This is a genomic window from Micromonospora sp. NPDC049903, from assembly GCF_044460945.1.
Lineage (GTDB): Bacteria > Actinomycetota > Actinomycetes > Mycobacteriales > Micromonosporaceae > Micromonospora.
The window spans coordinates 1-14,817 of the sequence record NZ_JBITKL010000008.1; the positions used below are offsets into that span (position 1 = coordinate 1).

Consider the following 14,817-nt stretch of genomic DNA (forward strand, 5'->3'; position numbering starts at 1 on the left):
CGGGGGGCCGCCCCCCCGGCGGGCCGGGGGGGGGGGCCCGCCCCCGCCCGCGGCCGGGGGGGGGGGGGCGGGGGGGGGGGGGGGGCCCCGCCGCGCCCCCCCCCCCCCCCCCCCCCCCCCCCGCCGGGTGTCGCAGTCAGGAGTGCCGAGCGCGGGCCTGGAGGTCAGTAGCCGTAGCGGCTCTTGAGGTGCCGCCACCAGTCCCGGAACATCCAGGCGTCGAACTCGGTGATCGAGCTGGCGCTGCCGGCCCGCATCAGGAACCCGCCGACTCCGCTGGGCGTCCAGTCGTAGAAGTCGTCGAGGCCGAAGGTGTGGCCTATCTCGTGCAGCAGGATGTGCATGTTCTCGGCGTTGAGGTTGTTCATGTAGTACTCGCGACCCATGCGTTGGCCCCAGTCGCCGCCGGCGCCGCCGCCGAACCCGTCGGTCAGCCAGAGCGACTGGTCGTAGTGGCGGGCCACCCCGCCGGGGCAGTTCGGGTACTGACCGCCCTGGTTGAAGAAGCGACCGCACTCGGGGGCGCACTGCGGGGCGTTCTCGCGGATGTTGTTGACGTAGACGTCGACGCTGGTGTCGGTCCACTGGAGCTGGCTGCGGTTGCGGACCGCCCAGCCGACCACCTTGATCGGCACCTGCTGGTACGGCCAGGCGTTGTGCCCGACCATCACGTCCATCCACTTCTTGTACTGCCGGGCGAGGGTGGCGTGGATCTGGTCGCGCTGGGCGGCGGTGACGGTGGCGCTGGAGTCCCAACGGACGCAGAAGTTGAGGTAGCCACGGTTGGCCATCACCTGGTCCCAGCCGTAGTTGCGGAACCCGTACAGGTTGCCGTTGTTGTAGGTCTGCTCCACGTGCTGCCACACCTGGTTGAGCGGGTTCACCAGGTGCGCGGGCGGGTTCCAACCGCTGGTCGGTGGCGGTGTGGTCGGGCTCGGTGCCGGGGTCGTCGGTGCCGGCGTGGTCGGTGCCGGGGTGCCGGGCGCACCGGTGCAGGTGACGCCGTTGAGCGCGAACGTGGTCGGCGCCGGGTTGCTGCCGTTCCACGACCCGTTGAAGCCGAACGAGGTGGCGGCTCCGGTGCCCAGGGCGCTGTTGTGGGCGACGTTGGTCGCGCTGACCCGGCTGCCGCTCTGTGTCACGGTGGCGTTCCACGCCTGGGTGACGCTCTGCCCGGCGCCGTACGTCCAGGTCGCGGTCCAGCCGTTGAGCGGGTCGCCGAGGTTGGTGACGGTCACCTCGGCCCCGAACCCGCCGGACCACTGGTTGGTCACCCGGTAGTCGACCCGGCAGCCCGGGGCAGCGGCCTGTGCGCCGGTCACCGCCAGGGTGGCCCCGCCGGTGAAGGCCAGTGTGGCGACGACCGCCACGCCGAGCCGTAGTCCTGTTCGGGGTGATCTCATGGGTGGTCCTCCCGGTGTCGGAAACGCCGTCGGTGGACACACCGACGGTGATAGATTGGCGTCGATGTAAACTAAATGGTGGCAGGTGGGCGAGTTGGCCGAGTGGCCGAGTGTTCGCAAACCCTGCCGTATTCGGTCTCAAGGGCTTGCCGAAAAGGTTTTCGTGGGCGAGGCTGGCCCACTTGCCCTCCAGTGCGGGCTTCGCGGCGGGCGGTGGGCACCGAAATCCAGTGATCTCCAGGGTCGGTTTTCACCAGAGATCTCCTGAGAGGGATTGCCGAAACGGTTTTCGAGGTTCATTGTCGGAGATCAGACCACCGAGGTCTTTCGAGCGTGCTCCGACCATCGGTCCCGGCGGCACGGGCGGCGCATCGGGGACCTCCGGGCGAGGAGAGCAGACGATGATCGAGAAGAGCGGCGGGGCGCGGGCGCGCGCAGCGAACCGCGGGGCCGGCACCGGACGGTCCACCGGTCGATCGATCATGCGTGACGTCGCGGCACGGGCGGGGGTGTCCTCCCAGACGGTCTCCCGGGTCCTCAACGGTCACCCGTACGTCGCCGACGACACCCGCCAGCGGGTGCTGGCGGCGATGCGGGAGCTGGACTACCAACGCAACCCGGCGGCCCGCGCCCTGGTCACCCGGCGCTCCGGCACGCTCGGGATCATCGGGTACGAGAGCCCGCTCTACGGGCCGACCTCGATGCTCTACGCCATCGAGGGCGCGGCCCGCTCCGCCGGCTACTTCGTCAGCGTGGCCAGCGTGCGGCACCTGGACCGGCGGTCGGTGCTCGACGCGGCGGACTGGCTGCGCCGGCAGTCGGTCGAGGGGCTCATCGCCATCGCGCCCAAGCCTGCCATGGCCGGCGCACTGGCCGAGGCGGCGGGCGAACTGGCGGCGGTGACGGTGGGTGGCGGGTGCAGCGACGAGATCGCCAGCGCGCAGATCGACAACGTGGCGGGCGCCCGCCTCGCCACCCGGCACCTGCTCGACCTCGGGCACACCACCGTGCACCACGTGTCCGGCCCGGACGACTGGCCGGAGGCGGAGGAGCGGATCCGTGGGTGGCGGGAGGCCCTGCGGGCCGGGGGTGCGCCGGTGCCCGCCGTCCTCCCCGGGGACTGGAGCGCCAGCACCGGCTACCAGCAGGGGGAGCGGTTGGCCGCCGACCCCGACGTCACGGCCGTCTTCTGCGCCAGCGACCAACTCGCCCTCGGCGTGCTGCGGGCGCTGCACGAGGCGGGTCGGCGGGTGCCGGAGGACGTCAGCGTGGTCGGCTTCGACGGCACGCCGGACGGTGCGCACTTCCTGCCGCCGCTGACGTCGGTGCGGCAGGACTTCGCCGAACTCGGCCGGCGCAGCCTGGGACTGCTGTTGGCGCAACTCGACCCGGCGGAGCAGACGCCGGTGCGACGGCGCGACCTGCTGGTGCCGGAGCTGATCAGCCGGCGCAGCGCGGCGACCCCGTGCGGCACCGGTCGACCGCTGCGCGCGCTGCGACCGGCCAGCCTGATCGGTTAGCCCAGGTGGGCGTCCGCCGCAGGCCGGCTGCGGACGTCGGCACCGCCCCTGGAGGTCCCGTCGGCCTCCTCGACCGGCAGCGTCGACAGCGCCCCGGTGCGTGGGTCAGCGGTGCACCGCCGGTCCGGTCGACTCGCGGACGACGAGGCGGCCGGGTTGCCGGATCACGCCGCTGCCGGGGTTGCCGTCGAGGGCGGCGTAGAGGTGCTTGACCGCGGTCGCGCCGAGCCGCTCCAGGTTGAGGTCCACGGTGGTCAGCGGTGGTCGGCAGTCGGCGGCGAAGAACTCCCAGTTGTCGTAGCCGACGATCGCCACGTCGTCCGGGATGCGTCGGCCGAGGTCACGCAGTGTGTCGGCGACCCCGGCGGCCAGCTGGTCGTTGCCGCAGAAGATCGCGTCCACGTCGGGACGGGCGGCCAGCAGCAGGCGGGCGGCGTGCCGGCCCCATCGTTGGGACCACTCGCCGAACAGCGGGTCCCCGGCGGGATCGAGGCCCGCCTCGGTCAGCACCGTCCGCAACCCGGCCGCCCGGTCCCGGGCCGAGCGGTAGCTGTCCGGGCCGGTGATGTGCCCGATCCGTCGTCTCCCGTGCAGCACCAGGTGCTCGGCGGCGAGTCGGGCGCCGCCCTCGTCGTCGGCGATCACCGACAGGTCCCGGGGGTCGGTCGACTCGGCGTAGGCGTAGACCACCGGGACCGGGATGTCCTGCGTCAGCGAGGGGCCCACCTCGTTGCTGTCGCCGACCACGATGAACCCGTCGACCTGCCGCGCCAGCAGCGTACGGATGTAGTGCTGACGCCGGATGGCGTCGCCCCGGGCGTCGCAGAGCAGCACCGACATCTGCTCGTTGCCGAGGGCGTTCTCGGCACCGAGCAGGATGGACATGGCGAACCTGCCGCCCAACTCGTCGGTGAGCAGGCCCACGGTGCGGGTGCGGCCGTTGATCAGCCCGGAGGCCAGCGCGTTGGGCTGGAAGGAGAGTTCGCCGGCCGCGCGCAGCACGCGTTCCCGGGTGGCCTGGGCCACCTCGGCGCGTCCGTTGAGTGCCTTGGACGCGGTCGCGACCGAGACGCCGGCCCGGCTGGCCACGTCACTCAGCGTCACTGACTGTGATCGTCGTCGACCCACCGAAAGCCTTTCGCAAAAGTTTCAGGACGGCCGGCAGGTGGTCGCCGCCCCCGTATCCGGGGCAAGCGTAGAGCGCAGAGTGCATGCAGGGGAAGGTGAAGCCCGCAGCGAAACAGGTTCAGGTTTTACCCGTCCGACATCTTGCCGAAACCGTTTTCGTGGGACACGCTAGCGGCGGAAAGTGATACCGACCACCTCGGCGGCGGTGCGGCTTGCCGTGCCGGTTCCGTCGGACCCGGCGGGAGGCGACACCGATGAGGACGGACGAGGCATCGCCCACGAACACGGTGCGGGCCGCGTCGTCGTCACCGGTGCAACGGGCCCGCGCGACGCAGCGGTGTGACGGTGCCGTCTCGGGCCGTCCACACGACACCTCGGTTCGGCGGAACCCCGTCGGTGACCTGTTGTCCACACCCTGACCCTGCCCGGCCGGCCACCCGCCGGCCGTACCTGATCATCCGGCTTCGCCGATCACGTCCACGGGGGGCGCCACGGCCGACGGCCGGTGCGGCGGCTCCGGTCCCACCCGAAAAGAGCGGAACCCCGCTACCCGGCTCACGGGAACCGCTACGCGGCTCCCCGGCGAGCATCGATGCAGACTAGGAGAGGAATCATGAGGAAAACCCTGGGCAGGCGTACTGCCCTGCGTTCGCTGGCCGGAGCCATGGCGGCGACGATGGTCCTCGCCGTGGCGGCCTGCGGCAGCGACGAGCCGAGCGGCCCGAGCGCGGCCGAGGCTGGCCCGACCGGCGTCGACGACGGCAGCGAGCTGACCCTGTGGACCCGCGCGCCACTGGAGAAGCAGGCGAAGCTGCTGGTGGACGCGTACAACGCCAAGCACCAGAACCAGGTCAAGCTCACCGTCGTACCGAACGACGACTACGTCGCCAAGGTCGGCGCGGCGGCCGGCTCCGGCGGCCTTCCGGACCTGTTCGCCGCGGACATCGTCTACGTGCCGAACTGGGTCAACCAGGGCCTGTTCCAGGACATCAGCTCCAACATCGACGGTCTGGACTTCAAGGACCAGATCAACAAGGGGCACCTCTCGGCGGGCACCGTCGACAACAAGGCCCACGTCCTGCCGTTCGTGCTGGACCTGTCGATGATGTTCTGGAACAAGCAGTTGTTCCGGGACGCCGGGCTCGACCCGGAGAAGGCGCCGGCGTCACTCGCCGAGTACGCCGCCGCCGCCAAGGCGGTGCAGGCCTCGGGGAAGGACGGCGTCTACGGTACGGCCGCCGGCCTGAACTGCGGCGGCTGCCTGGTCTTCACCTGGTTCCCGTCCATCTGGGCCGACGGCGGTCAGGTGCTCAGCGAGGACGGCACCGAGTCCAAGCTGGCCGACGAGACCGCGCAGAAGGTCTTCAGCACCTGGCAGGACCTGTGGCGTTCCGGTGCCGTGCTGCCCGCCTCGGCGGGGGAGACCGGTCCGACCTGGACCGCCGCCTTCACCGAGGGCAAGGTCGGCCTGATGTTCTACCCGGCGACGCTGCTCTCCTCGACGCCGTTCGACGTCGGTGTCGCCGGCATCCCCGGCCCCAACGGCGGCGCCTCCACCTTCGTCGGTGGCGACGGCATCGGCATCTCGAAGGACTCCAAGAAGGCCGCCCAGGCGTGGAACTTCCTGAGCTGGATGATGTCCGAGGAGGCCCAGGTCGAGGTGCTGGCCAAGAACAAGGACGTGGTCTCCCGCGCCGACCTGGCCAACAACAAGTACGCCGCCGAGGACCCGCGCCTGGTGACCATCAACGAGGTGGCCGGCCAGGGTGACACCCCGGTCGCGCTCAACTTCCAGCAGGCGTTCAACGCGCCGAACAGCCCGTGGCTGACCCTCGTCCGCAACCAGGTGCTCAACGGGAACGGCGACCTGCAGAAGGACAACGGCGAAGTCAGCGCCGTCCTGAAGCAGTAGGTACCCGGCGTGGGCGTGTGCCGCCCGAGGAGTCCCTACCGGTCGGCACACGCCCACGTCGCGCCCACGGTCCGCCTGTCAGCGAAGGAAACGAGAGGTTCCCATGAGCGTCACCGCTCCGTCTCGCCCGCCCAGTGCGGCGACACGGCGCCGCGCCCGTCCCCGAGGTCGTCAGGCACTGCTCGGCTGGCTCTATGCGATGCCGACCGCGGTCTTCGTGGCACTGCTGTTCGCCGTGCCGCTGCTGCTGGTCGTCAAGATGTCGCTGTCGCGGTGGCCGCTGCTCACCGGTGACCAGGGGTTCAACGCGCCCGACAACTTCGTGAAGGCGGTCGAGCACCGGTTCTTCACCGACTCGGTGGTGTTCACCCTCAAGTACACCGCGCTCGCGACCGTGCTGCTGTTGGCGCTCGGCCTGGGGCTGGCCCTGCTGGTGCAGGAGTCGAGCCGGTGGAACAACCTGCTGCGGGCCTCGTTCCTGATTCCCAGCGCGCTCGGCCTGGCCTCGGCGTCGCTGCTGTTCTATGTGATCTACTCGCCGTACGCGAGCCCGCTGGCCCCGCTGATGGACCGCCTGGGCATCACGTTCCTCGGCTCCCCGAACGCGGCGCTGTTCTCGACGACCTTCCTGATCGTGTGGCGGTACGCCGGCTTCTACATGGTGCTCATGCTGGTCGGCCTGCAAGGAATTCCGGCCGACGTGTATGAGGCGGCGCGTACCGACGGGGCGACCCGCTGGCAGACCTTCCGCAAGGTCACGCTGCCGCTGCTGCGCCCCACGCTGGCGCTGACGACCGTGCTCTGCGTGACCGGCTCCCTGCTCGCCTTCGAGCAGTTCTACATCCTGACCAAGGGCGGCCCGGACAACAGCACGATCACCGTCGTGCAGCTCATCTACATGGTGGCGTTCCAGGGCCAGAACGACCTCGGGGTGGCGGCGGCCATCTCCGTCATCGTGCTGGTCGCCCTGATCCTGATCAACGCGTTGCAGATGCGCGCCTTCCGGTCCGAGGAGAACTGATCCGATGACCGTCGACTCCCGCACCCCTCCGACCGTCGCCGACGGGACACCGCCGTCCGCGCCGGAGCCGTCGAGGCCGAAGAAGCCGACCGGGACCACCATCGCCGGGATCGCGCTGCGTACGCCGTACTGGGTGTTCACCGGTTCGGTCGCACTGATCTTCCTGGCGCCGCTGGCCTGGACCGCGGTCGCCTCCGTCTCCCCGCAACCGGGCACCAACCAGGTGGACGGCTGGGGCATCGGCAACTACCAGACGTTGGCCGCCTACCAGGCCGGCGTCTGGCGGTACCTCGGCAACTCGGCGTTCGTCTCGCTGCTCACCGTCGCGCTGACGCTGCTGATCTCGTTCCTGGGCGGGTACGCCTTCGCGCGGTTCCGCTTCCCGGGCAAGAACATCCTGTTCCTGCTCACCCTGGCCATCCTGATGGTCCCGTACGCGACGCTGCTGATCCCGCTCTATGTGCTGCTCAACCAGGTGGGGTTGCAGAACTCCCTGGTCGGCGTCGCGCTCGTGCTGACCATGTTCCAGTTGCCGTTCTCCACCTTCCTGATGCGCATCTCGTTCGAGGCGGTGCCCCGCGAACTCGACGAGGCCGCGATGGTCGACGGGTGCTCGTCGTTCAGCGCGCTGTGGCGGGTGCTGCTGCCCGCCGTGAAACCCGGTCTGATCACCGTCGGTCTCTTCGGTTTCCTCGCCGCGTGGAACGACTTCATGGCCCCGCTGATCCTGATCAACGACACCGAGAAGATGACGCTGCCGCTGGCCGTGTCCAACCTGCGCGGCCAGGTCCAGGGTGTCGTCGACTACGGGGCGACCGAAGCGGGCGTCGTCGTACTCGCCCTGCCGTGCATCGTCTTGTTCCTCCTGCTGCAACGACACTACGTGCGCGGCTTCATGTCCGGCGCGCTGAAAGGATGACCATGAGCGGCAACGCACATCCGGCCGCACCCGTCCTGCCGGTCCGGGGTCGCCTGCGCCCCCTCGACCTGCGGGAAGTCCGGATCGCGGGCGGATTCTGGGCCGAGCGCCAGTCGGTCAACGGCGGCGTGACCCTCGACCACATCGCGTACTGGCTCGAACGGGAGGGCTGGGTCCGCAACTTCGACCTGGCGGTGGACGGCGACCTTTCCGGCGAGCGGCGCGGACGCGAGTTCTCCGACTCGGAGATCTACAAGTTCCTGGAAGCGATGGCGTGGGAGATCGGCCGGACCGCCGACCCCGATCTCGAATCGCGGTTCCGCGCCCTGGTGCGGCGGGTCGGCGCGGCGCAGGAGCCGGACGGTTACCTGAACACCAAGTTCGGCCGTCCCGGACAGGAACCGCGCTGGTCGGACCTGGAATGGGGGCACGAGCTCTACTGCATCGGGCACCTCGTCCAGGCCGCCGTGGCCCGGGCCCGGACCCGGCCGGGCGCCGACGACGGCCTGCTCCAGATCGCCTGCCGGGCCGCCGACCACGTGTGCGAGACGTTCGGCGCGGACGGCATCGACAGCGTCTGCGGCCATCCGGTGATCGAGACCGCCCTGGTGGAACTGGCCCGCACCACCGGCCAGGACCGCTACCTGACCCAGGCCGCGCTCTTCGTCGACCGGCGTGGACACGGTCGGCTCGCCGACATCGAGTTCGGTCGGGAGTACTTCCAGGACGAGACCCCGATCCGGCAGGCCACCGTGCTGCGCGGGCACGCGGTGCGGGCGAACTACCTGGCCGCCGGCGCCGTCGACGTCGCGGTCGAGCTGAAGGACGCCAGCCTGCTGGACGCGGTACGCGGCCAGTGGCACCACACGGTCACCCGGCGCACCTACGTCACCGGCGGACAGGGCTCCCGGCACCAGGACGAGGCGTTCGGCGAGGACTGGATGCTGCCGCCGGACCGGGCGTACTCGGAGACCTGCGCGGGCATCGGCTCGGTGATGCTGGCCTGGCGGCTGCTGCTCGCCGACGGCGAGTCCCGCTACGCCGACCTCATCGAGCGGACCCTGTTCAACGTGGTGTCGACCTCGCCGTCGACCGACGGGCGCAGCTTCTTCTACACCAACACGCTGCACCGCCGGGAACTCGGCACGGTGCCCGACGCCGACCGGCCCAGCCTGCGCGCGGCGGCCTCGCTGCGGGCGCCGTGGTTCGAGGTCTCCTGCTGCCCGACCAACGTGGCCCGCACCGTGGCCAGCCTCGGCGCGTACGCCGCCACCTGCGACGACGAGGGCCTGCAACTGCACCAGTACCTGCCCGCAACGGTGGCGCACCGTCTCCCCGACGGGCGGGAGCGCTGCCTGGTGATCAGCACCGACTACCCGCACGACGGCGAGATCCGGGTACGCGTCGACAGCGACGACGACCGCCCGTGGTCGCTGTCGCTGCGGGTGCCGGACTGGGCCGTCGAGGGCGCCACCGTCACCGTGGCCGGAGCCACCCGGCCGGTCGCCCCCGGCATGATCACCGAGCAGCGCACCTGGCGGCGCGGCGACGAGGTCGTCCTGGCCCTGCCGATGGCGCCCCGGTTCACCCATCCGGACAGCCGCATCGACGCGGTGCGGGGCTGTGTCGCGGTGGAGCGCGGTCCGCTGGTGTTCGCGCTGGAGTCGGTGGACGTGCCGGAGGTGGCGACCGTCGACGAGCTGCGCATCGACACCAGCCAACCGCCCCGGCTGGTCGACGGCCGGGTGGTGGTGCGGTGCCGCCGGGTGCGCCCGCACGACCACGAATGGCCCTACCGGGCCGACGCCGCCGAGTCGTCGCCCGCGCCGGCCGAGGTGTTCGACGAGGTGACGCTGGTGCCGTACCACGCCTGGGCCAACCGTGGCCCCTCGACCATGCGGGTCTGGATCCCCGTCGACGGTGCCCTGCCGGAGCAGGACCGGGGGCGGAGCTGATGTTAACGCTCACACGAACACTTCCTGCCCGCGCCGGCAGCACCACCAGGAGCCGCTCGAATCACCACCTAGGTGCGACGTGGGGGACCGCCTCACCCGCCCACCCGCGCCGATATCAAGGAGGAAGAAGATGATCCGCAGACGCGTGCGGAGGGTGCCCCTCTGGGGTGCCCTTGCCGCGCTCGTGGTGTCGGGGACGGTCGCCGTATCGTCCCCGGCCCACGCGGCCGGCCCCGTCCTGCCCGGCAACGAGGGCGACGTCGGGGTCCACACCAATGGTCAGAACCACGTCATGGACATCGGCGACCCGGTCTACAGCAACGTCGGCAACGTCGCCGACCAGCTCCGGCCGGGCGTACCGTTCACCGCCGGCAGCATGCACCAGTCCATCTTCGACGCCGACCTCGCCGCCGGCGGCACGGACTACTACCTCGACCGCATCCTCGGAGTGAGCGGCACCCTCGGGTCAGCGGTGCTGATGACCCGAGGGCGCACCGTCTACATGCGGGGTGCGACCAACAACAACTTCACCGTGATGGGCTTCGCCGGCAACACGTTCGTCGGTGGCCCCAACAACCTCGGCAACCTCTACACGGTCACGGTGCCCGGCCAGACCGTGTCCGAGGTGAACGCCAACCGGTTCAACGCACCCAGCCACGCCAAGAGCCGCTACACCATCGGCTCCACCGGGGTCCGCGCCGACCTGACGAAGTTCATCACCTACGACAACGTGGCGGTCACCGCCATCGAGTTCACCAACCCCGGGGACTCGGCGGCCACCTTCACCGTCCGGGCCGCGTCGCCGCTGGCCACCCAGGCTGCGGGCGACAGCGCGCTCACCGGCACCCGCACCATCACCAGCGGCTCGAACAACGGGCTCGTCGACACCCCGTGGGACGCCGTCCGGGTGGACCTCACCGGCTCGGGCTTCACGCGTACCGGCAGCAACCTGGACCGGGAGATCACCGTCCCGGCCGGTGGCTCGCTGTCGCTGTCGGTGGTCGGCGCGGTCTCCTCGGCCACGCTGCCCGAGACGGTGGAGAGCTACCAGGAGTACGCCGACCTGTCGCCGAGCGTGGCCGTACGGACCGGCATCACCGCCTTCCACCGCCAGTGGGCCCAGGACGTGCCGTACATCAACGTCCCGGACGCGGCGATGGAGAAGGCCATCGTGTACCGCTGGTGGGGCGAGCGCTACAACTCGCTCGACGCCAACGCGTCCGGCCACGTCTACCAGTACCCCACCACGATCGAGGGGGTGAACCTCTATCAGAACTCGGTCGCGCTGACCCAGCCGATGCACCTGCAGGACACCAAGTGGCTACGCACGCCCTACCTGGGCTACGGCCAGATCCTCAACATCGGTGAGCTCTCCGGCTCCTCGGCCTTCCTGGACAGCCCGGGGCACACGAGCTGGAACAACCACTACTCGCAGTACCTCGGCACGGCCGGACTCGAGGCGTACCAGGTGCACGGCGGCGGCAAGCAGGTCGCCCGCAAGTTCGCCCAGTACTTCGAGGGTGACGGCGTCGGCCAGTTGGAGCACTACGACGGCAACGACGACAAGCTGATCGCGTACGACACCAACTACATGCCGGGCAACGACGCCGACGCGATCACGTTCGGCTTCCCGAAGGTGAACGCCGGGGCACCGGGCGCGCGGACGATCGAGCGGCCGGAGTCGGCGTACGTGTGGGGCGCCTTCGACGCGGCCCGCCAGCTCTACCAGATCTCCGACGCCGACCAGGCCAAGATCGACGCCATGGGGACCAGCGCCGACGAGATCCGGGACGCGATCCTGACCCGGCTCTGGAGCCCGGACCTGCGGATGTTCCTGGCCGGCACGTCGCACGGCGCGAGCAGCGCGGCGACCGCGAACGGGCGGGCCAACCCGCTGCCCGCCTCGGCCCGGAACCTGATCCCGGCCAAGGAGACGAACCTCTACGACATCTACGCCGAGAACCTGATCCCGACCGACCAGTGGGAGAAGTACGTCGACGGGTTCCGGTTCCTGACCTACGGCGACAACTTCCCGATCTTCCCGTTCTACACCGCCAACCAGTACGACCGGTCGGTGTACGGGATCGGCGGCTCCAACAACTTCTCGAACATCAACTTCACCGTGCAGTACCGCGGTGTGCGGTCGGCGCTGCGCCACTACGACCCGGAGCAGAAGTACATCACTCCGGAGTACGCCAAGCGGCTGCTGGACTGGATGGCGTGGAGCATCTACCCGAACGCGGACATGCGGGTCGCGAACCAGGCCGAGTACTACTCCAACTGGAACCCGACGACGCGCTCCTACAACCGCAACAACCAGAACCACATCATGCTCGGCAACATGAACTACATCTTCATCGAGGACATGGGCGGCATCCAGCCGCGTTCCGATGACAAGATCGAGTTGTGGCCGATCCAGTTCGGCTACGAGCACTTCATGGTCAACAACCTGCGGTACCACGGTCAGGACGTCACCATCGTCTGGGACCCGGACGGCAGCAAGTACGGCCTGGGCGCCGGCTACAGCCTCTTCCTCAACGGCGAGAAGAAGGTCACCACCGACAAGCTCGGCAAGGTCACCTACGACCCGAACACCAACCAGGCGCAGGCCGAGGAGGGCGTGACCGTCACCTACACCGCCACCACCGGGGCCGACTTCCCGAGCGCGGTGGACACCCCGATCTCCGACGACCGCGTCGTCAGCTACCTCAAGACGGCCGGCATCGACCTGACCGAGGAGGCGCCGAACCTGGCGCAGGGCGCCGAGCTCAGCTCCTCGTACACCCAGCAGGGTGTGCGGCCCACGCCGTGGCGGCAGTTCCACACGCCCGGCTGGAGCACCACCTCGATGAACTACACGCCCGGCGCCATCTCGGAGACCGAGCGTCCGGTGTCGCTGGCGGCCGTCACCGACGGGATCACCGCCAACGAGCCGTACTGGGGCAACTACGGCACCACCGAGCGCAACGGCTACATCGAGCTGAACCTGGGCTCGGCCAAGAGCCTCGACAACGTCAAGGTCTTCTTCGTCAGTGACCGGCAGGCCGGTGGCTACCGCGAGCCGGCGCGCTGGTGGGTGCAGGTGCCCGACGGCAACGGCGGCTGGAAGGAGGTGCCGGACCAGTTCAAGAACCCGGTCGTACCGTCGGCCAAGTTCAACGAGGCGCTGTTCGACACCGTCACCACCGACAAGCTCCGGGTCACCTTCACCAACAACCCGACCCACTTCACCGCGATCAGCGAGATCCAGGTGTTCGAGTCCGGGCGGGACGTGCCGGACGTGACCAACCAGGCGCCACAGGTCACCGCCACCCGGGACGGCTCGGCGGACGGCAACCTGTCCACCCGGCTCGTCGCCACGGCCGCCGACGACGGCATCCCGTACGACAGCGAGTTGACCTTCGGCTGGGAGACCGTCTCCGCGCCGCAGGGCGCCGGCGTCATCTTCGCCGACGCGCGGGCGCTGACCACCCGGGTCACCGGCACCGTCGCCGGTGACTACGTGTTCCGGTTCTGGGCCGACGACGGCGAGAAGCGGTCGACGGCGAACGTGTCGGTCACGCTGACCGAGCGCGAGGTCACCGCGGAGTTCGGCGCCTCGGCCACGATCAGCACCAGCGGCACGGCGTCCTGGGAGAACCACTCGCGGGTCAACGAGCCCACCACCCCGAACAACTCCAACCCGGGTGCCGGCAACGGCTGGGGCAACTGGGGTCAGCCGCAGAACGGCACCAGCACCGCCCGGGAGGCGTGGATCCAGTACCGGTGGAGCGCGCCGGTGCGACTCTCGTCGACCGACATCTACTGGTACGACGACAACGGCGGCACCCGTCGCCCCAACGCCGGCACGTACGCCATCGAGACCTCGACGAACGGCACCACCTGGACTCCGGTGACGCTGGCCGAGGGCACCACGTACGCCGGTGGGCTGGCGACCAACCGGTTCAACAGCTTCGAGTTCGAGCCGGTCACCACCAGCTACCTGCGCATCCGCATCTGGGGCGTGCAGGGCAGCGGTGCCGGAACCGGTGTGCTGCGATGGCGGGCCAACGGCGAGACGGTCGACTCGGTGCGCTCGCCGGTGCTCATCCGCACCGGTGTCGGTGACGTGCCGACGCTGCCGAGCACGCTGGACGCCGTCTACGCCAGCGGCGAGCGCGGCCAGGTCGCGTTCAACTGGCAGGAGATCACGCCCGAGCAGGTCGCCGAGCCGAACGTCGACCCGTTCGTGGTCTACGGCACGAACGACGCGTACGGGCTGATCGCCGAGGCGCGGATCTACGTACGGCCGGAGATGTCCACCGGCGGTATCTCGATCCAGGGCGCCGAGACCTTCGAACAGTCCGTCGAGGTCGGCGAACTGCCGTTCCTTCCGAACAAGGTGGAGGTCTCCTACAACGACGGTTCGCGGGACAACCAGGCCATCGGTGTCGACTGGGACTTCGACGAGAACATCGTCAACACCCCCGGCCGCTACACCATCATCGGTGACCTGATCCTGCCTCCGTACGTCAGCCAGGCCGGGGCCACCCGGACCACGCTGACCCTCACCGTGGGCGACCCGCCCCAGACTCCGGTCTGGGACGTCGAGGTGCAGGCCAGCACGCGCTGCACCGGCAGGAACGTCTACGTCTCCGTGAACGCCCGCAACGCCGAGGACGTGCCGCTGCGCATCGAGCTGGTCACGCCGTACGGCTCGCGGACGGTCGCCGACGTGGCACCCGGGAAGTCCGCCTTCCAGGCGTTCAACACCCGCGCCACCTCGGTGCAGGCCGGGACCGCGACGGTGAAGGCCACCGGAACCGTCGACGGCGAGCCGGTGACCGTCGAGTTCGAGGCGCCCTTCGGCGCGCTCACCTGCGGCTGACCCCCTCGTGGGGGGGGGGGGGGGGGGGGGGGGGGGGGGGGGGCCCCCCCCCCCCCCCCCCGCCCCCCCGCCCCCCCCCCCCCCCCCCGCCA

8 protein-coding genes are annotated in these 14,817 nt (G+C 70.1%); 6 read left to right on the plus strand and 2 right to left on the minus strand.

Features of this window, described 5'->3' with window-relative positions:
• Positions 1–164 precede the first annotated feature (164 nt).
• Positions 165–1,403 carry a cellulose binding domain-containing protein gene (locus ACIBO1_RS15090; protein ID WP_396746161.1) on the minus strand — a complete coding sequence of 413 codons (1,239 nt, stop codon included), beginning with the start codon at positions 1,401–1,403 and terminating at the stop codon, positions 165–167.
• A 482-nt stretch (positions 1,404–1,885) separates the two neighbouring features.
• Between ACIBO1_RS15090 and ACIBO1_RS15095 the strand changes: the two genes are divergently transcribed.
• Entirely contained in the window at positions 1,886–2,923 is a 1,038-nt protein-coding gene (locus tag ACIBO1_RS15095; protein ID WP_396746164.1) for a LacI family DNA-binding transcriptional regulator, read from the plus strand.
• A 105-nt stretch (positions 2,924–3,028) separates the two neighbouring features.
• Here ACIBO1_RS15095 and ACIBO1_RS15100 read toward each other — a convergent pair whose 3' ends face one another.
• A complete protein-coding gene (locus tag ACIBO1_RS15100; protein WP_350695394.1) occupies positions 3,029–4,051 on the minus strand; it encodes a LacI family DNA-binding transcriptional regulator in 1,023 nt (340 codons plus the stop codon).
• 613 nt (positions 4,052–4,664) lie between these two features.
• Here ACIBO1_RS15100 and ACIBO1_RS15105 point away from each other — a divergent pair.
• From ACIBO1_RS15105 to ACIBO1_RS15125, 5 genes are all read left to right on the plus strand, one after another.
• Positions 4,665–5,963, plus strand: coding sequence for an ABC transporter substrate-binding protein (locus ACIBO1_RS15105; protein ID WP_396746168.1), 1,299 nt, complete (start codon positions 4,665–4,667; stop codon positions 5,961–5,963).
• A 103-nt stretch (positions 5,964–6,066) separates the two neighbouring features.
• On the plus strand, positions 6,067–6,984 hold the full coding sequence (locus ACIBO1_RS15110; RefSeq protein ID WP_350695391.1) for a sugar ABC transporter permease: 918 nt from the start codon (positions 6,067–6,069) through the stop codon (positions 6,982–6,984).
• Between the two features lie 4 nt (positions 6,985–6,988).
• A complete protein-coding gene (locus ACIBO1_RS15115) occupies positions 6,989–7,903 on the plus strand; it encodes a carbohydrate ABC transporter permease (protein WP_396746171.1) in 915 nt (304 codons plus the stop codon).
• 2 nt (positions 7,904–7,905) lie between these two features.
• On the plus strand, positions 7,906–9,858 hold the full coding sequence (locus ACIBO1_RS15120; protein ID WP_396746174.1) for a glycoside hydrolase family 127 protein: 1,953 nt from the start codon (positions 7,906–7,908) through the stop codon (positions 9,856–9,858).
• Positions 9,859–9,988: 130 nt separating this feature from the next.
• Positions 9,989–14,725 carry an Ig-like domain-containing protein gene (locus ACIBO1_RS15125; protein WP_396746177.1) on the plus strand — a complete coding sequence of 1,579 codons (4,737 nt, stop codon included), beginning with the start codon at positions 9,989–9,991 and terminating at the stop codon, positions 14,723–14,725.
• The last annotated feature ends 92 nt before the right edge of the window (positions 14,726–14,817 follow it).